Here is a 20637-nt window from a genome sequence, read left to right as displayed (position 1 = left end):
CCAATATGAGTTGATCTGGAGTCTTTCTCCGGCAAGTCGGACACGTCTTCAGGCGTGCGCGGAAAGCATGGTGGAGCCCCGACCTGAAGCGCGGCTCCGCGCCCTCGACAAGAGGGGCAGGGGGAGACAAGCCATGCATCACCATCGCGAGCCCGAGCCGGTCGCAGCTGCGCCGCGCCTGAAGGAAATCGTCGTCCATGTCACTTGCGCGCTGATCGTCAGCCACGGCCTGGTGCCCGAGCTGGCGTGGGCGGTCGACATCGTCCCCGACGGCCGCACCGCGACCAGCGTGAGCCCGCTCGGCACGAACGCCGCCGACGTCCGCAACACCGACCGCCTCCTCGGCAACGGCAATGCGGTCAACTCCTTCAGCCGCTTCAATGTCGGCAGCGGCGAGACCGCCAACCTCCACCTGCCCGACGGCGCCGCCGCGCTCATCAATCTGGTGCGCGACCAGAAGACCACGATCGACGGCATGCTCAATGCCATCAAGGAAGGCCGGATCGGCGGCAAGGTCTATTTCGCCAACCCGCACGGCGTCGTCGTCGGCCCGAGCGGCAAGGTCAACGTCGGCAGCCTGCACGTGTCCACGCCCAGCCAGCGCTTCGTCGACGACTTCTTCGACGCCCCGGGCGGCGCCGAGGCCTCGGCCGCCGCCCTGGTCGAGGGCCGCGCGCCGCGCAACACCGCGGCCGAGATCCGCATCGACGGCGAGGTCAACGCCACCGACCAGGTCGGCCTGTCCGCAGGCTCGATCACGGTGGGCGGCAAGGTGCTGAGCGGCGCGAAGTTCGCCGGCGGTGCCCCCGACTTCAGCGACGTGGTCAACGTGCACGGCCTGGCGACGGGCGGCGCGGTGGTCGAGAACCAGGGCCGCATCGAAATCGTCGGCGACAGCGGCATCGAGCTCACCGGCACGGTCTCCTCGCGCCGGGTGAACGTCGGCGACGACGCCAGCCTGCGCAGCGGCGTGTCGATCGCCGCCTCGGGCGACATCGCCCTGCGTGCGCCCACGATCCGCATCGGCAGCGGCGGCAAGCTGCTCGCCGCGGGCAGCGACACCCACGCGGGCGGAGACGTGACGCTGCAGGCGCAGGCCGTCGGCGGCACGCTCGACGCCTTGTCCGACACCGCGGCGCGCATCGAGGCGAGCGGCGCGACCCTCACCGGCCGCGACCTGCACCTGCAGGCGAGCGCGGAACACCGTAGCACGCTGGCGCCGCTGGTCACCAAGACCACGAGCGCGACGATCGAGGTGGACGGATCCACGCTGGAGGCGAGCGGCCGCGCCACCCTCGAGGCCACCGCCACCGCCGCCATCGCCACCCCGGATGTCGTGCCGCTGGCGGTGGTCGATGTGGACGTCGCGGCGAGCGTGCGCGTCCAGGGCGACACCCGGATCACCAGCGCCGGTCCCGCCCGCCTCGGCGCCACCACCACCACGACCATCGACGCCCGTCCCGGCCTGCCCGACCTCGGCGCGCTGCCGGCCGACGCCGGCGCGGCGATCGTCATCGCCGACACCACCGCCAGCGTGGATCTGCTCGGCAACGCCGAGCTCGCCAGCACGGCGGACAAGACCGAGCTCGTCGCGAGCAACCGCACGACGGTGGACGCGGCGGTCGACGCCTCGGCCGCGGGCAGCAGCGCGGTGGGCGGCAGCGTGGCGGTCAGCGTGGTGCGCAGCACCACCCGCGCGCGCACCGCCGACAACGCGCGCCTGGCCGGCAAGACCGGTGTCGGCGTGCACGCGCAGTCGGATACCCGCGTCACCACCTCGGCCAAGGCCGCGGCCGGCGGCGCCAGCCCGCAGCCGGCAGGCACGAGCAAGACCGAGGAGACGCTCGCGGACTACGAGGACGAGGCCTCGACCTCGGACGGCAGTGTCAGCGTTGCCGCGGCGGTGGCGGTGAGCGACCTCGAGAGCACCACCCTGGCCGCGCTCGACGCCACCCGGGCGGCCACCAGCGAGGGCATGCTCGCGGTCGGCAGCGAGGCACTGACCCAGGCGGACGTAGTCGCCGACGGCAGCAGCACCGGCGCTGCCGTCGGCGTCGGCGCGGCGGTCGCGCTCAACCTCGCGCGCACGAGCGCGGAGGCGCGCATCGGCGGCAGCGCCGACGCACAGGGCATCGAGGTCGTGGCAACCCTGCCCACGGGCGACGAGATCAATGGCTTCACCACCGCCGCCACCTCGGGCGCGGGTGCCAGCGACGTCGGCGTGGCCGGCGCGCTCGCGCTCAACGTCATCGACGCGGGCAGCCGCGCCCGCATCACCGGCAGCGCCGACGCGAAGGGCGGCACCGTCCGCATCGGCAGCGACCACCGCAGCGAATCCTCGGCCAGCGCGACCCCCGCCGAGGACGCCACCGCCAGCGGCGACATCCTCGGCATCGGCGCCTCCGTGGCGGTCAACGTCGTCGCCAACGAGAGCCGCGCCGAGCTCGCCAACGGCGCGCGCCTGATCAACCCGGGCGCCGTCACGGTCGAGGCCGTCGGCGACTACCTCGTCCACACCGAGGCCGAGGCTGGCGCCGAGGGCGGCATCGCCGCCACCCCGGTGGCCGCGGTCGCGGTGGTCGACAACCAGACCCATGCCGTGATCGGCAGCGGCGAACGCGTGCAGGCCGGCGCCAAGGTCGGCGTCACCGCCACCCATTCCAGCACCGTCGAAACCTCGGCCACGGGCAGCGCCGAGGGCGAGAAGGCCGCGATCGGCATCGCCGTGGCGGTCAATGTGCTCACCGAACGCGTCAGCGCAAGCATCCAGCGCGACGTGTTCACCCCGGGCGCGATCGAAGTGGCCGCGCACAACGCCCACAAGGGCTCGGCGACTGCGAGCGCGAGCGCCAAGGGCGGCAAGGGCGAGGAAGAGGACGGCAGCAGCGCCGAGGACGGCGTGGACCTCGAGGTCCAGCGCCAGTCCGGCTTCGCCCAGGACAAGCAGAAGGACGGCAGCGCGAGCAAGACCCAGCAGCCGGGCTCGGCCGAATCGAGCGAGGGCAAGCTCAGCGTGGCCGCGGCGGTCGCGGTGAACGCGCTCGACAGCCGCAGCGAGGCCTACGTCGCCAGCGCCATCGAGTTGCAGGCCGGCGGCCGGCTCGCGGTCGAGGCCTGGAGCAACACCGACGCCGAAGCCGAGGCCGATGGCAGCGCGGCCGGGAGCACGGCGACGGTCGGCATCGGCGCCGCCGCCGCGGTCAACAGCATCGAGACCCACACCCTGGCCTGGATCGGCGACGCTCAGGTGACCGCGAACGGCATCGCCGTAAACGCCGGCACGGAAATCCTCGGCGACGACGAGGAAAACCGCTTCAGCGCGAGCGCGAAGGCTGGCGCCGGCGCGGGCAAGGTCGGCATCGCCGGCGCGCTCGCGCTCAACCTGCTCGAGACCCACACCCGCGCCGAGGTGCTCGAAGGCGCGCGCGTGGACGCCGAGGGCGGCGATGTCGAGCTCGAAGCCGGCAGCACCACGGAAACCAGCGCCACCGCCCTGCCCGACGAGCCGGTCGACGGCGGCGACTTCGGCGTCGGTGCCTCGGTCGCGCTCAACCTCTTCCGCGAGGACGAGGTGCGGGCACGCATCCGGCGCGGCGCCGAGATCACCGACCTCGACAAGCTGCGTGTGATCGCCAACGCCAGCAGCGACACCCGCGCCACCGCCGAGGCAGGCGCTGCGGGCAGCGTGGCGCTCGACGCCGCCGTGGCCCTGTCCGACCTCAAGCTGAACACGGCCGCCGTGGTCGAGGCCGGCACCGAAATCGTCGCCGCCGGCGCCGTCGAGATCCGCGCCACCTCCACCGGCGAGCACGAGGCCGAGGCGACGGGCGACACCGAATCGGAAAAGGTCGGCATCGGCGCCTCGGGCGCGATCGTGCTCAGCACGACCACGACCACCGCCAGCCTGCAGCGCTCGCTGCAGACGACCACCAGCGGCGGGGAGGGCAATCTCACCATCGACGCCGACGCCACGCGCAGCTACGAGGCGGTGGCCAAGGCCAGCGCCGCCGGCGGCAAGGCCGAGGAGGACACCACCGCCGCCGAGCGCGACAAGGCCAGCACCAGCTCGACCCTGAAGGACAACCAGGACGCCCAGGAGGGCACCCAGACCACCGGCAACAGCAACAAATTGGCGGTGGCGGCCGCGGTGGGCGCGGTGGTCATGGACGACGACGTGCGCGCGGACGTCGGGCGTGCGCAGGGGGCGGACAGCGACCCTGCCGTCCGCCTCGACGTCGGCGGTGAACTCGCGATCGGCGCACACAACCAGAGCGACTTCAGCGCCCGCGGCCTGGGCAACACCCTGGACGTGTCCAAGCTCGAGAGCAGCGCCCAGGTCGGCATCGGTGTCGGTGTCGGGTTGGCGATCGCGCGCAACGACACCGCCGCCACGATCGGCGACGGCACGCTGGTCGCGGACGCGGCGGGCGTGCAAGTTGCCGCCGGATCGTCGCAGAACACCTCGGCGGAGTTCGCCAACAAGCTCGCCGCAGAAGGCGTGGCGGGCGCCGGGGCGGAGAAGGTCGGCATCGCGGGCGCACTTGCGGTGGCATGGTCGCAATCCACCACCTCCGCCTCGCTGGGCGAGGGCGTCCGCATCGGCGATCGGACCACCGGGGAGTACGCCGGCGAAGTCAGCATCACCGCGGACAACGCCAGCAAGCTCGCGGCCAAGGCCTGGAGCGCGGCGCTCGCCGGCAAGGTCGGCGTCGGCGCCTCGATCGCCATCCTGCGCGCCAACAACAGCCAGCATGCCTGGATCGGCGAACAGGCCGAAGTCACCGCGGCCGGGCTGCAGCTCGCCGGGCGCAACCATCTGCTGAACAGCTCGCCGAGCTTCGACTGGACGATCCTCGACGACCTCGAGAACCGCTTCACCGAGGCCAACCTGCAGGTGCTGCTCGGCGAAAGCAACTACTACACCGAGACCATCGCCGGCGCCGGCGGCGAGCAGGTCGCGGTCACCGGCTCGTTCTCGGTCAATGTCTTCGACGAACGCACCGAGGCCACGATCGGCGACGGCGCGCGGGTGAACACCAGCGGCATGGTCGACCTGGAAGCCGCCAACCAGTCCTCCGCGACCGCCTTCGCCGGCGGCGTGTCGGCCGCGGGCAAGGTCGGCGTGGGCCTGTCCAGCGCCGACATCGTCAACCGCAGCCAGACCCGGGCCACGATCGGCGCGGACGCGCGCATCGAGCAGTCCGCCGCGATCGACATCGACGCCACGGCCGCGATGGATCTCGCCGCGGTCACCGCGAGCGCGGCCGCCGCGGGCAAGGCCGGCGTGGGCGGCGTGCTGAGCCTGATCGACTCGGAGAACCAGGTCGAGGCCGCCACCGGCGCACGCAGCTTCCTGCGCAGCGACGGCACCATCGACGTCGACGCCGGCAACACCTTCGATGCCCTCGGCGTCGCCGGAGTGGCCGGCGTGGGCGGAACCGCCGGGGTGGGCGTATCCGCCGGCACCTTCCTGGTCGACAACCAGACTCGCGCCTCGATCGGCGCCGCGGCCGACGTCGCCGCGGCGGGCTCGATCGGCGTGTGCGGCACCGCGGTGCAGGATGTCACCTCGGTCGTCGTCGGCGGCGCCGGAGGCGGCACCGCGGGCGTAGCCGCATCCGCGGCAGTGAACGACTACAACCCGCTCACCTACGCGTGGATCGGCGACGGCGCACGCATCAATCAGGGCGTGAGCGGCGCGGCCCTTGCGGGCCGCAGCCTTGCGGTGCACGCGCACGCCCGCACCGACTTGCTGTCCATCGTCGGCACGGTAGGCATCGGGGGCACCGCCGGCGTCGGCGGCGCCGCCGACGTGGTGGTGATCGACAAGGAGACCGCGGCCTGGATCGGCGAGGGCGTGATCGCCCGCAGCGGCGACAGCCTCGCGGTGGGCGCCAGCAGCGCAGAGGCGATCCGCTCGGTGGGCGTGGGCCTGAGCGCGGGCGGCACGGCCGGTGTGCAGGGCTCGGCTTCGGTGCTGGTGCTCGACATCGACACGCTCGCCTCGGTGAAGACGGGCAGCGCGCTGTTCTCCGACGGCAACCTGGTGATCGCGGCCGACGCCGACAGCGACCTCGACCTGCTCGCCGGCGCGATCGGCGCGGCGGGGACCGCGGCGGTGGGCGCCGGCGCGGCGGTCGCGGTGGTGGACAAGACCACCCACGCCTGGATCGACGACGGCGCCGCGGCGAGCGCGCTCGGCAACGCCGCCGCGGCACAGGTGGCGGACGGCGGCTTCGACATCGACTACGCGGCCACGGCTGCGGGTGAAGGCGAGGTCGCCGCCCCCGGCATCACCCCCTCCGACGGCGAGAACGACCTCGCCGGCGGCAGCGCGGCGCTCGACGCCACACGCACCAGCAGCGCGAGCACGAGCGCGCACCGCGGGCTCGCGGTGACCGCGGTGAACCGCGACGACATCAAGGGCTTTGCGGTCACCGGCGCCGCAGCCGGCACCGCGGCGGTGACCCTGTCGGGCGAAGTGTCGGTGCACCAGACCGACACCCGCGCCTCGATCGGCAGCATCGCGCTCGCCGAGGGCGCCAGCCACACCGGCGTGCAGGTCAACGCCGACAACACCGGCGCCAACGCCGCGCAATCGGTGCGCGTCGCCGCCGGCAACGACAGTTTCCACCTCGGCATCGCCGGCGCGCTGTCGGCCTCGGGCACGGTGGGCGTAGGCGTCGGCGCCGATGTGGCGGCGATGCGGCACGCCACCCATGCGGCCATCGTCGAGCAGAGCGACGTCAAGGCGCGCCGCGACGTCGAGGTCGCCGCCAGTTCCGGTCAGGAGGTGGTCTCGATCAGCGCCAGCCTGGGCGCCTCGGGCACGGTCGGGGTGGCGGGCAGCGTGTCGGTGCTGAGCTTCGACAACGCGACCTCGGCCTCGATCGGCGACGAAGCCGAAGTCGCCGCCGGCGGCAACGTGAGCGTGAAGGCGGACGACCACACCGCCACGACCCTGGTCGCCGGCACGATCGCGCTCGGCATCGGCGGTGGCGGAGTCGGCGCCGGCGTGGGCGTGACGCTGATCGAGAAGGACACGCGCGCCTGGATCGGCGCGGGCGCGGTCGTGGATGCCCTCGGCAAGGACACCGCCGATCTGGTCGTGCGCTCGGGCGAGAGCGTGGACGAGACCGCCACGGCGCGCGGCGTGCAGGTGCAGGCGGAGTCGAGCGAGGATCTGTTCACCGTCTCGGCCGCCGCCGCGGGCGGGCTCTACCTCGGCTTCGCCGGCGCGGTGTCGGTGGCGACGGTGGATTCGGACACCGCGGCCTGGATCGGCGCGGACGCCCGGGTGAACCGGGGCGGTGGCGACGCCGACGCGGCGCAGGACGTCAACGTCGGTGCGCGCAACGAGTTGGCGCTCTTCAACGTCTCCGGCGCGCTCGGCGTCGGCGCGGCCGGCATCGCCGGCGGCGTGGATGTGGGAGTGATCCGCAACGACACCACCGCCTGGATCGGCGACCGCGCCGAAGTGGGCGCCAAGCGCGACATCGGCGTGAGCGCGCTCGCGAACACCGACATCGAGAGCTACGTGGTGAGCGCCGCCGGGGGGATCGGCGCGCTCGCCGGCGGCGTCGGCGTGTATTCCGTGGGCGGTGGGCTGGGCGACGAGGCGCAGGGCCGGCTCGAGTCCGGCGACGACGATGCCGGCAGCTATGTCGATGGCCAGGCCACCGACGGCAGCGTCGCCACCCTGCTCGGGAGCTACACGGACAGCCGCATCGGCGAGGCCGCCGATCGGGTGGAGGACGAGCGTGGCACACTCGCCGCGAGCGGCCGCTTCACCGCGGCGGAAACCCGCACCCTGCCCGCCGGTACCGCCGCCTTCGTGGGCGAGAATGCGGACCTCGAGGCGGGCAGGGACATCGACCTCGACGCACGCACGGACGTCGAGTTCGATGCGCTCGACGGCGCCCTCGCCATCGGCGCGATCGGCCTCGGCGCCGGCGTGGGGGTCGCGGATTTCGACAACGACACCCTCGCCTCCGTCGGCCGGGGCAGCACCCTGCGTGCCGGCGCCGCCGGCAGCGTGAGCCTGACCGCGGCGCTCGACGAGGATGTGGACGTGACCGCCTTCGCCGGCACCGGCGGCATCGTCGCGGTCGACGCGGCGGTCGCACTGATCGGCTCCACCGGCGCGGTGCAGGCCGGCCTCGACGACGAGGTCGCGATCGAGCGTGCCAATGCGGTCGACATCGCGGCCGACGACACCCGCAGACTGGAGGCCGAGACCACCGGCGTCAGCGTCGGCGTGGTCGCCGCGGGGGCCTCGGTGACCGGCAGCACGATCGGTGGCGGCGCCACCGCCAGCATCGGCGACGAGGTGGCCATCGGCCAGGTCGCAGGCGACACGGTCGGCGAGCTGCATGTGCTCGCCGACGCCAGCCACACCGCCGTCGCCACCGCGCTCGCCGCCAAGGGCGGGCTCGGGCTGGCCGCCAGCGGCACGGTGGCCGACGCGGTGGTCGACACGAACGTCTCCGCAAGCATCGGCGACGACGCCCGGATCAAGGTCGCCCGCACGGTCGAGGTCGACGCGAACAGCGCCGGCGCGGCACGCGCCGACGCCACCGGCATCAACGTGAGCCTGGGCGGGGCGGTCGGCGCCTCGATCGCGCGCGCCACCCTGTCACCCACGGTGTCCGCCACGATCGGTCAACGCAGCCTCATCGACGCCGCCGACTTCACACTGGCCGCGCACCAGGTCCTGCCCGCCGGCGGCGGACGCAGCGCCTTCGCCAGCGCCAGCGGCGCCGCCGGCGGCCTGCTGGTGGGGGCGAACGCCTCGCGCTCCACCGCCTTCAACGACGCCGCGGTGAACGCCAGGGTGGGCGACGACAGCACGCTGAAGATCAGCGGCACCGCCACCGTGCAGACGCACAACACGCACTCCCAGCTCGCCTACGTGTCCGGCGTGTCGGCGGGCTTCGTGGCGGTCGGCGCCAACACCGCCAGCGCGGGCTCGAACACCGACAGCCATGCCGCGCTCGGCGACCATGTCCGGGTCGAGGGCGGCACGCTGAACGTGCTCGCCGACGGCCAGGCCACCAACCATGCCTACGGTGTGGCCGGTGCCGGCGGGCTGGTCTCGGTGCCGTTCTCGGCGAGCTACACCACGACCGTGAGCAGGACGAGCGCCACGACCGGCAGCAAGGCCGCGCGTCAGCCCGGCGACCCGGCGACGATCGCGGTCGACAGCCTGACGCTCGCGGCGACGCAGGGCTCCAGCTTCGACGCCTGGATGAGCAACACCAACGCATCGCTGGTCGGCGTGAGCGGCGCGCAGACCGAGAACTTCGCGCGCGCCACCACCACCGCGACGATCGGCGCCGAGGGCGAGATCGAAGCCGGAACGGTGCAGCTCGACGCCAGCACGACGCTGAGCAAGGGGGCGCCTGCCGGCCTGCTCGCCGGCACGGGCCTGGCACGCCCGGACTGGAACGTGGAGTCGAGCTCGGGCGGGCTCGCCGACTTCCCCGCCGCCGGCAGCCGCACGATCCTGCTCGCGGACACGCTCGCCGGGATCGGCGCGGGCGCGACCGTTTTCTCCACGAGCGGCAATGCCGCCACGCCGGGGATCCGCGTCGATGCGCGCAATGAGATCGGTGCCAGCGACCGGGTCAAGATGGCCTCGGGCGGCGCGGTGTCGGCAGCGAGCGGCGAGTCGGTCGTGTCGACCGTGTGCCCGCCGGAGCACGCCGCCTGCAACGCGGGCGAACGCCCGGCCGCGACCGTGCGCGTCGGCGACGGCGCCCACGTCGAGACCACGGGCGAGAGCGACATCGCGATGGGCTCGCGGACCAGCGCAAATCTCCATTCGCAGAGCGCGGTGGACGTCTACGGCCTGGTCGGCGTCGCCCCCGAGGGCAGCAGCACCGCGGTGTACGACGGCGATAACCGCATCGAGATCGGCGACGCCGATCTGCGTTCGGAACGCAACATCCGCCTGGCGGCCGGCGCCGCGAGCGACGGCACCGCGAACGCGCTCGGCGCGAGCGCGCGCACCGACGTCTTCAACAACACCGCGATCCCGGTTAACCGCGACCCGGTGGCCGACGCCTTCGTCACCAGCCGCAGCGCGGTGAGCGTCGCTGCCGGCGCCGACGTGGCCGCGGTGCGCAACGTGGCCCTGCACGCCGTGGAAGGCTCGGCGGGCGCCTCGGGCGTGGGCATCGGCAAGGACATCTACCGCGAGACCCTGGCGGCGATCGCGAGCTGGTTCAGCAACCTCTTCGGCGGCGGCGACGTCTCCTTCGAGACCCGCACCGGACGCTCCGGCGTAAGCCAGGACAGCACGGTCGACGTCCGCGGCACCGCGCGCGTGGGCATCGAGCGCAGGCAGCGCCTGCACATCGACTACGACGGTTCGGTGATCGAGCAGACCGACGGCATCGGCATCGCATCGACACGGATGCAGGACATCTACGCGGACATCCTGGCGCGCATCGAGACCCTGCGGGCGCTGATCCGCGACTATGCGGTAGGCCCGGGCGACACCACCAGCGATGCGGCGATCGCCACCGCGGCCTACCGGGCGGAGATCTCCTTCCTGGAGCACAAACTCCACGAGATGGGCTTCGGCGGCAACCCGGACGAGCCCGGCTTCAACGACAGCAATCCGCGCCAGATGGCCGAGGACCGCGTGGGCGCGCTCGATGGACAGCTGGGCGGCCTGCGCACCACGCGCACGCAATTGCAGGCCGAGAAGACCACGATCGAGGGCCAGGTCGCCACGCTCAACCAGCCACTCGACGAGGACAACGGCACGCGGACGGCGCAAAACACGACGCTGAGCAACCAGATCACGGGATTGAACGCGCAGATCGCGGCGCTGGATCCGGACGACGACGACTACGCGACCGATCTCGCCGCCCTGCGAGGCCAGGTCGCCACCCGGCAGGCGGCCATCGACGCCAACAACCGCGCGATCACCGCCAACAACCAGCAGATCGCCCTCAACAACGCGCCGCTCGACGCCAAGAATGCCCAGATCGCCGCGGTGAACACCGAGATCGGCAGCCTCGAGACCACGGTCGGGAAGATCCGCCAGGGCATCGCCGCCGGCGACTACGGCGATGCCAGCGGCGCCGGCCTGCAGGCGAAGTTCCTGCGCATCGGCGACAGCGTGGCCCGGCTGGGCGACATCGACGTGCGCGCCGACCGCCTCACCGGCACCGGCGAGCTCGACGCGCCGGGCGACGCCGGCATCCACATCATCAACGAGGGGCCGTCCTTCCTCACTCTGGGCAAGCTCGAGATCGCCTCGGACGCGGGTGGCCGGCTGGTCTTCAACGGCGTGGAGGTGCGCGACAACGCCGGCATCGCCGCGATCAACCGCGGCGCGGGCACGGCCGCGTTCGCGCGGATCGTCACCGCCGAGGCGGGCAGCGACGCCCCCGCCATCCTGGTCGAGAACCGCTTCAATCCGCTCGACGACGCCGACGCCACGCGCGCGATCGGCGCCGGCGTGGCGCCGGTGGCCCCCGACATCGTGCTCACCGACGCGATCACCAACCTGCGCGGCCTGGTCGGCATCCACAGCGAGGCCGGCGGCATCCGGCTCGAGCAGACCGCGTCGATCGCGGCCAACAGCGTCGAGGTGCAGGCCCTCAACGGCGACTTCGTGCAGAGCTACACCGACAGCTTCACCCACGTGGCCACCTCGCCGCTCAAGGAGGTGGTCGGCTCGGGGGGGACCCGCTCCATCGTGCAGGACACCAGCGGCAGCGGCAGCATCGTCGCCAACGGCAGCGTGCTGGTCGCGGCGCGCTACCTCAACATCAACGGCACCATCCAGAGCGGCCTCCCCGAGTGGGGCGTGCACGTCCCCGCGCAGGCCCAGGTGGAGCTGCCCGACGGCAGCAGCGTCGACCTCGCCACGGCGAAGGCCTGGTACGAAGCGCTCGACCCGAGCGCGCGCGCCCAGCCCGGCGCCGAGTTCTTCAAAGTCTCCAACGCCTCGGTGAGCGGCCTCACGTCCGCGCAGCAGGGGCAATGGACGCAGGTGACGGTCAACTACAATGCGCGCGAGGACCGCCTGGAGCTCGCCGGCGTGCAGGTGCAGGGCGGCTACATCGAGCTGTTCGGGCAGATCTTCAACACCAAGGCCGGCGGCGGCAAGCTGCGCGTGCTCGACGGCTACGGCCAGATCGAGGTGCGTAACGACAGCGGCAAGACCCTGCGGGTGAACACGCTCGACGCCGGGCGCGGCGCGGAAGGCAGGATCGTCATCACCGACCTGTCGGTGGACGCCAGTGGCGACACGGTGCCGGGCACGCCGCGCACCTTCACGCGCGCGGCGGGCGAGGCGCGCAGCGGCGTCGATGCCTACACGCCGACGACCAACCTGCGCTACGTGATGGCCACCGGCTTCAACTCCGTGCGCACCGACGAGTACCTGTACTCGCAGAACGGCTGGTTCGGCATCACCGCGGCCCCGGTGCAGGACCAGTACAGGGTCGGCACCACCGCGAACACCCTCGATCCGCTGCTGCAGGGCGAGTTCCTGCGCGTGCAGAGCCTGACCAACCCGGACGCGTTCGTGCCCACGACGACCACGGTCAATGGCTTCCGGTCCGTCACCCAGGGTGCGAGCTGGAAGAAGTGCAACTGGTGGACCTTGTGCGCCAATGCGACGTACTACATGCAGTACTTCGTCACCACCGGCAACAAGACCACGGTCACCGGCAGCGTACGCGCCGACCACCCGATCCCGATCGAGTACATCGGCTTCGACACCGCCCGCATCGCCATCGACTCGGTCGGCGACGTGGTGCTCGCCGGCAGCCTCAACAACCGCAGCGGCACGACCTCGGTCGACACCGACGGCCACCTGTCGCAGGGCAACGCGACCGCCACCGTCGGCGGGCGCACGATCGAGCTGTCGGCCGGCACCGGCATCGGCAGCACGACGCCCGCGGGCGAGCCGCAGCAGGCCCTGCGCATTCGCCAGCTCGAAGGCGGCGTGGTCCATGCCGACACCACCAGCGGCTCGATCCACCTCGATCAGGTGGTGGGCAACCTGAACGTGGGCCGCATCGGCAGCGCCGGGGTGGACAGGGTGACCCTGGAGTCCGCCGGCGACATCCTCGCCAAGGATGCCGACGCCCTGGTGCAGGCGCGGCGCATCGACCTGGTCGCCGAGAACGGCCGCATCGGCACGCTGGATGAGGCCGGCAACGGCACGCCGCTGCGCATCCGCAGCGGCGACAGCACCAGCCTCGACCCCGACGTGCTCGCCCGCCACGGCCTGTCGGCGCGCGCGCGCGGCAACATCCACCTCGCCAACGAGGCCGACCCCGACCCGGCGGCGGCAGGCACCTATACCGGCGATCTGCTGCTGATCGGCGTGGAGTCGGGCGCGGGCGACGTGCGCATCCGCACCAGCGGCAGCGCGATCGACAACAACCCCTACGGCTCGGTCGACACGCGCACGGAGGACCAGCTCGCCGCGCTGTGGGACGAGCTGCGCCTGCGCGTGAAGGCCGACCCCGACCCGAACGACGGCGTCGCAGTGGGCGCCGATGCCAAGGCACAGGAGGCGGTCGCCGCCTTCGCCAACGGTCGCAGCAACAACTACCGCCTGTACTGGCAGCTCCGCGGCCGCCAGGCCGACGGCGGCGCGGCCTACGACCCGGGATACCAGTACGTGCCCACCGCCACCGAGCGCCGGGTGCTCGCCGATTCGGGCATGAGCGACGCCGAGATCGCCGCCTTCGCCGCCAACCGCAGCGCGCAGTACCACGCGCTGCACGCCGAGGTCGGCGGCTACACCACCGCCTTCGACGAGGATTTCCGCTACGTCGCCACCGACGCCGAGCGTGCCGCGATCACCCGCGGCTCGAGCTGGACCGAGGCGCAGCTGCTGCTGTCGGTCGGCGCAGGCCTGATCAAGAAGGTCACCGACACCGTCACCACGATCCAGGAACCCAACGTCGTCGGCCGCAAGGTCACGCTCATCGCCGACGGCGACATCGGCGCCTATGGTCCGGACCTGGTGATCGACACCACCGCCGGCATCGACACCCTGAGCAAGGCCGAGCGCGCCGCGCTGGCCGCGGCCGAACGCGGCGACGCCCAGGTCGACGACCCGGACAACCCGCGCATCGTCACCCTGCGCCCGCCGCAGGCGGTGAACCTCGCGGTCGCGCCCGACGGCGCGCTGAGCGCGCGGGCGGGCGGCCATGTCCTGATCGGCGCCGAGCAGGACCTGCGCATCGACCGCATCGTCGCCGGCGGGGAGACGCGGATCAAGGTGGCGGGCGGCCTCAGCAGTCTCGCCAGCGCGACCGACGCGGTCAACGTGAAGAGCGGCGGCCGCCTCATCCTGGAGGCCGCCAGCGCCGGCATCGGCGGAACGCTGGACCCCGACGGGCTGTTCCTGACCCCGTTCGGCATTCAGCTCACCTCGCCCGACGCCGGCCTGATCCTGCGCGCCGGTGGGCACGCCTGGGTCGCGGCCGAGTCGGGCCTCTTCGTCGACACGGTGTTCGCGCTCGGCGACGTACGCCTCGACGCCAGCGGCGCCATCCTCGACTTCCAGTTCACCGAGGCGCCCCTGGCGCCCGAGCTCAATCTGCTCGCGCGCAATGTGGCGCTGGCTTCGCGCACGGGGGCGATCGGCTCGTCCGTCAATCCGTTCGATGTCGCGGTCTCGCACGAGGACGGGCGCATCTCCGCCAGCACCGCTCGCTTCGGCGAAGGTGCGCACCTGAACGGGCCGATGGGCGAGTTCTTCAACATCGCCAATGTCACGTCGGGCGACGCCGTCGCGCTGTCCTCGGCCACCTTCATGTTCATCGACGGCCGCGTCACCGGGCCGGGCCCGATCAGCCTGGTGTCCGGCGCCAGCATGGTGCTGACCCCGTTCGCCGACATCCACGCCACCACCCTCGGCGTGTTCCTGCAGGCTTCCGACCTGCTGATGCAGGAATCGGCGGACGGCGCAGATGCGGCGCGCATCCAGGTCGACGTCGGCACCATCGACCTGCGCACCGTGGGCCACCAGGCTGCACCCGACGCGCCCCGCAGCGGTGGCGACGCGGTCATCACCGGCATCTTCACCGGCAACCCGACCGAGAGCGCGATCCTCATCGACGCCTTCGGCAGCGTGCTCGACGGTGGCGACAAGCGCCTCGACATCATCGCTCGCACCGCCCCCGCCGCCACCCTGACGATCCGTGCCGGCGGCCAGATCGGCGGCAACCCGCTCGAGATCGACGTGCTCCACTTCAACGCCGACTCCGGCGGCCTCATCCACCTCGACTCGCCGGGTTCGCTGGCCATGGGTGACGTACGCGCCGAACGCGAGATCGACATCCGCGCCGCCGGCTCGATCAGTGCGGACTCCGTCACCAGCGTGACCGAGGACGTACGGCTCGCGGCCGATGGCGGCGACCTGCGCGTCGGCGCCATCGCGGGACGCGACGTCGAACTCGGCGTTCAGGGTGGCAATGCGGAGATCGGCTCGATCGACGCGCGCGACCTCGGGCTCCGGGTGGAGAACGGCGACGCTCGCATCGGTTCGATCGACGCCCGCGACGTCGACCTCGGCGCGCGCGATCGCCTCGACATCGATCGTCTCGACGCCGGCCGCAGCCTGCGACTGGGCGGCAACGACATCGTCGCCCGGGTCTTCGCCAGCGGTGGCGCGCCGATCGTCGGCTCCATCGGGGGCTATGGCGGCGGGATGGCCTCGGTCGCGGACCTGACGCTGAGCGGCCCGGGCGGATTCCACTTCGACGACATCGCCGCTCGAACCGGCCGGCTCGACCTGCCCCTCGGCACCCTGCAGGTCGATCGCTTCCAGGTCGGCGAGCGCATGGTCGTCACCAATCCGCAAACTCGGCTGCTGATCGACCAGCCAGAACTTCCGCCTGCAGGGCTACGACGTGCAGCTCTACTCCGGCGGGGCCCCCTTCGCCCTGGCGCTCGATCGCAACCTGATCGCCACCGACAGCTTCGTCATCGACCGTCGCGCCTCGCACGAGGTGCGCGGACCCGATGGCCCGCTGGCGAGCGTGGTCGAGTACACCGAGCGCGTGCTCGCCGACATCCATCTCCGCCCCGCCGGCTGCCGGAGCGCCCCGCGAGGACGGGGAAGAGAGCCTGGTCCGCATCGCCCCCACCCCCGTCGCGCTCGGAACGGAGGGAGAATGAGGCCGAAACGACCAATCCCCTCCAGTGGAGAGCCCGCAATCGTGAAACCCATGCTGATCCTGGCTGCAGCGCTCTCGGCGGCCCCCGCCCTGGCCCAGACCCTGCCCTCGGCGGCGAATCCCGGCGCGTTGCAGCAGCGCCGGATCGACGAGGAGGAGCGCCGCCGCCAGCTCGAACAGCTCGAGCGCCGCGAGATCACCGATCCGGTCCGGCGCGAAGCCGCACCGCCGCCGGCTGCCCCCCCGGCAGGCGAGGCGGTGCGCTTCACGGTGCGGGAGATCCGCTTCACCGAGTCGGCCATCCTGCCCGCCGAGGCGCTCGCCGAGCTCGCCGGGCCCTACACCGGGCGCGAGGTGAGCCTCGCCGAGCTGCGCGAGCTCGCCGCGCGCATCGACGCGGCCTACCGCGAACGGCGCGTGGTCACCGCGCGCGCGGTGATCCCGCCGCAGGACGTCTCCGACGGTGTCGTCGACATCCGCCTGGTGGAAGGCCGCGTGGGCGAGATCGCGGTAGAGGGCAACGCCAGCACCGACGCGGAATTCATCACCCGGCGCATCGGCCTCGTCCCCGGCGAGCTGGTCGACCTGCCGGTGCTGGAGCAGGACCTGCGCCGCTTCAACCGCACCCAGGACGCGCAGCTGCGCGCGGACCTGGCTGCGGGGCAGCGATTCGGCACCTCGGACCTGAAGATCCTCGTCGAGGAGCCGCCGCGCCACAGCCTGCGGCTGAGCCTGGACAACGGCGGCAGCGAGGGCTCGGGCGAATGGCGCACCGGCCTGCAATACACCAACCGCAGCCTGCTCGGCTTCCGCGACGAACTGAGCCTGGGCGTGGTCGGCGCCAAGGGGCAGGAGAGCTACTCGATCGGCTACAGCTTCCCGGTGAACCGCAGCGGCGGCCGCCTGAGCCTAGCGGCGTACAAGGACCACGTCGAGATCGAGGACGGCCCGCTGCGCGAGCTCGACATCAGCGGCCGCTCCACCGGCACCATCATCGCCCTGCGCCAGCCGGTGCATCTGGGCGAGCGCTCGCGCACCGACCTGGTGCTCGGCAGCAAGCGCCGCGAGACGCGCAACTGGATCAGCAGCGTGCCGCTGCAGGAAACCCAGACGGTGGACGGCCATCTCGGCGTCGAACACCAGGCCGCCGACGACCACGGCTACTGGCTCGCCACCTACACGCTCACCGCCGGCCGCGCCAAGGGCTTCGAGCGCAGCAACTACACGCTCGGGCGCGCCTTCGTGCGCCGCGTCCACGCCCTGGCCCCGGGCTGGTCGGCGCAGGCCAGCCTCAACTACCAGCACAGCGGCCACAGCCCGCTGCCGAGCGGCGAGCAGCTGCAGATCGGCGGCGAGTACAGCGTGCGCGGCTACCCGGTGGGCGTATGGTCGGGCGACCGCGGCTTCATCGCCAACCTGGAACTGCATCACCCGCTCGGCGAGCTCGCCGCGAGCGAAGGCCTGCCCGGCGTGCGCGCCACCGGCTTCTTCTTCGCCGACCACGGCCGCGTCACCCCCGACCGCGCACCCAACTCGCTCGAACCGAACCACCGCCAGCTCGGCAGCGCGGGCTGGGGCGTGCGCGCCGCGCTCGGCGAGCGGGTGGACGCCCGCCTCACCTTCGCCCGCGCCTTCAACCGCCTGCCCGACGAGGACCGGCGCTACGAGGTGCATTTCATGCTGGTGGCGGAGTTCATGTAGTCCACCCGCATCCGTGCCTTCCGTCGCTCCTGCAGGGCCCCGCCATGCTTCCCGAGACTCCGATGGGAGCGCCGCAAGTCGCGATCGCGGCGTACGGACAGGTCGGTGCATGTTCCATGCGCCGCATCGCGACTTGCGTCGCTCCCACAAAAACCATCGGGGCCGCATCGCGACTTGCGGCGCTCCCACAAAAACCATCGGGGCCGCGTCGCGACTTGCGTCGCTCCTACGAAAACCATCGGGTAGGGCGTGGCATGATCGGGGGGTCAGATCTCATCCACCCCGCCCCCGATGCAACTTCACCTGATCCGCCACCCCCGCCCGGCCGTCGAGCCGGGAATCTGCTACGGCCAGACCGACCTCGGCCTGGCCGAATCCCCCGCCGCGGTGGCCGAGCGCCTGCGCCCGCTGCTGCCCGAATCCTTCGCACTGCATGCCAGCCCGCTCGCGCGCGCGCGCCTGCTTGCCGAGTCGCTGGGTAGGCCGCGCCTCGACGAAAGGCTCAAGGAGATCCACTTCGGCGACTGGGAGGGGCGCAGCTTCACCGACATCGGCAGCGCCATCGACGATTGGGCGGCCGACCCGCTGGGTTTTCGGCCGCCGGGCGGAGAGTCCCCGCGCGAGATGGCGGCGCGCGTGCTGCAGTGGCTGGCGGAACATGGGCTCACCCCTCGAACGCCCGATGCGGCGGGAATCAGGGCCTGCCCCCCATTGCCAGACGCGCTGGTCGTCGTGGCCCACGGCGGGCCGCTGCGGGCGATTGCCGGGCACTTGCTGGGCATGCCGCCCGAACGCTGGATCGGGTTGGACTTCGGTTGCGGGCAGGTGACGCGGATCGACGTGGAAGACTGGGGAACGGTGCTGAGGTGGTTCAATCGCTGAGGCCGCACCCGAGGCGTACAAATCTGCAGTTCGACTTTGGATCTGCAAGCCGCTTGGGCTACACGTGAACGCAATGGCCGATCACATCCGCCTCCCACAATGGACTGCGGTCAAAGCCTGAAACCGATCACCGGCATCTGCTCCGACATGACCATCCTCTGGCTCGTCACCGACAACAAGCCCGGCCACCGCAGCCAGCTGCATGGCCTGGCGCAGGCGCTGGCCGCACGAACCCCGGTCGACACGCACTGGATCGACGCCCCATCCGGGCGTGCGGCGCTCTGGCAGTGGGTCGGCGGCCGCTTCCCGCCCGGCGCCGGCCTGCCCGATCCGGACCTCATCCTCGTCGCCGGCCATCGCACCCACCTCGCGGGCCTGGCGGCGCGGCGCGCGCGTGGCGGCAAGCTGGTCGCGCTGATGCGCCCGAGCCTGCCGCTGGCCTGGTTCGACCTGTGCGTGATCCCGCAGCACGACGCCCCGCCCGCGCGCGCCAACGTCATCGCCACCCGCGGCGTGCTCAACACCGCGCGCCCGAGCGCCGAGCGCGCGGCCGACCGCGGCCTCTTCCTGATCGGCGGGCCGTCGAAGCACCACGGCTGGGACAGCGCCGGCCTGCTCGCCCAGCTCGACGCCATCCTCACCGCCACGCCGGGCATGCGCTGGACGCTGACCACCTCGCGACGCACGCCCGCCGAGACCGAGTCCGCCCTGCTCGCCCTGCGCGAACGCGGCGTGGACGTGCGCCCGGTGCGCGACACCCCGCCCGGCTGGGCGATGGAGCAGGTCGCGCGCAGCGCGCAGGCCTGGGTATCGGAAGACAGCGTGTCGATGGTGTACGAGAGCCTCACCGCCGGCGCCGCCACCGGCCTGCTCGCCGTGCCACGCCTGGGCGAGACGCGCATCGCCGCAGGCGTGGCCGCGCTGCAGCGCGAAGGCTTCGTCACCCCATTCGTCGATTGGCAGCGCACCGGCCGCCTGAGCACGCCCCCCGAGCGCCTGGCCGAAGCCGAGCGCGTGGCCGAGGCGGTGCTGGCACGGTTCGGAGCGTGAGCACAAGTTCGAGCCCCCCGCACCGCGACGGTTTTCTGTAGGAGGCGTCCATATAAGCGCCGCAAGGCGCGAAAGCGGCGGTTGAGCTTCGTCCGCCCACGTCGCGCACCCGACGGCCGTATTCGCGGCTGGCGCCGCTCCTACACGAAACATCGCGTATACAAGGCGGGCCCGCCGCCGGCCTACAATACCGCTATCCCCCGAACCGGATCGGAGCACCGCCATGGGCCTCGCGCTGCGCAAGGAAAAGCACTACACCTACGCCGACTACCTGCAGTGGCCGGACGAGACACGCTACGAGCTGATCGACGGCGAAGCCTTCCTGATGTCACCTGCACCGCTGGTCGAGCATCAGGAGGTCGCCGGCGAGGTCTACTATCAGCTTCGCAACCAGCTCGACGGCCAGCCCTGCCGCCCCTACATCGCCCCGGTCGACGTCCGCCTGCCGCGCAAGGACGAAGCCGACGCTGCCATCGACACCGTGGTGCAGCCCGATATCCTCGTGGTATGCGACCCGCGCAAGATCGACCGCCGCGGCGTGCGCGGCGCGCCCGACTGGGTGCTCGAGGTGCTCTCCCCCAGCACCGCCGCCCACGACCAGATCGCCAAGCGCCGCACCTACGAGCGCGCCGGCGTGCGCGAATACTGGCTGGTGCACCCGGGGGACCGCACCCTCACTGTCTATCTGCTCGACAACGGCCAGTACGGCCGGCCGGAGATCTACGAGCTGAAGGACGCGACCCCGATCGGCGTGCTGCCGGGCGTGTCGATCGCCTGGGACGCGCTGGTCGCACGCCTGCCCAAGCCGGAGTATTGATCTGGCCGACCCGGCTTCGCTCCC

4 protein-coding genes are annotated in these 20637 nt (G+C 72.3%); all 4 read left to right on the top strand.

Annotated elements, in window-relative coordinates; genetic code table 11:
- Window positions 1–67: 67 nt before the first annotated feature.
- The 4 genes from PO78_RS15260 (at window position 68) to PO78_RS15240 (ending at window position 20613) form a co-directional block, all read left to right on the top strand.
- Window positions 68–18346: a leukotoxin LktA family filamentous adhesin gene (locus PO78_RS15260; RefSeq protein WP_331454287.1), complete on the top strand. Its 18279-nt coding sequence runs from the start codon at window positions 68–70 to the stop codon at window positions 18344–18346.
- Entirely contained in the window at window positions 18252–18746 is a 495-nt protein-coding gene (locus PO78_RS15250) for a histidine phosphatase family protein (protein ID WP_231570753.1), read from the top strand. Before PO78_RS15260 ends, PO78_RS15250 begins: the two co-directional genes overlap by 95 nt.
- A 147-nt stretch (window positions 18747–18893) precedes the next feature.
- Entirely contained in the window at window positions 18894–19796 is a 903-nt protein-coding gene (locus PO78_RS15245; protein WP_043745568.1) for a mitochondrial fission ELM1 family protein, read from the top strand.
- 223 nt (window positions 19797–20019) lie between these two features.
- On the top strand, window positions 20020–20613 hold the full coding sequence (locus tag PO78_RS15240; RefSeq protein ID WP_012586119.1) for a Uma2 family endonuclease: 594 nt from the start codon (window positions 20020–20022) through the stop codon (window positions 20611–20613).
- Window positions 20614–20637 lie beyond the last annotated feature (24 nt).

This window comes from Thauera sp. SWB20, from assembly GCF_000831325.1.
GTDB classification, from domain to species: Bacteria; Pseudomonadota; Gammaproteobacteria; order Burkholderiales; family Rhodocyclaceae; genus Thauera; species Thauera aminoaromatica.
This window is presented reverse-complemented; position numbering and strand designations above follow the sequence as displayed.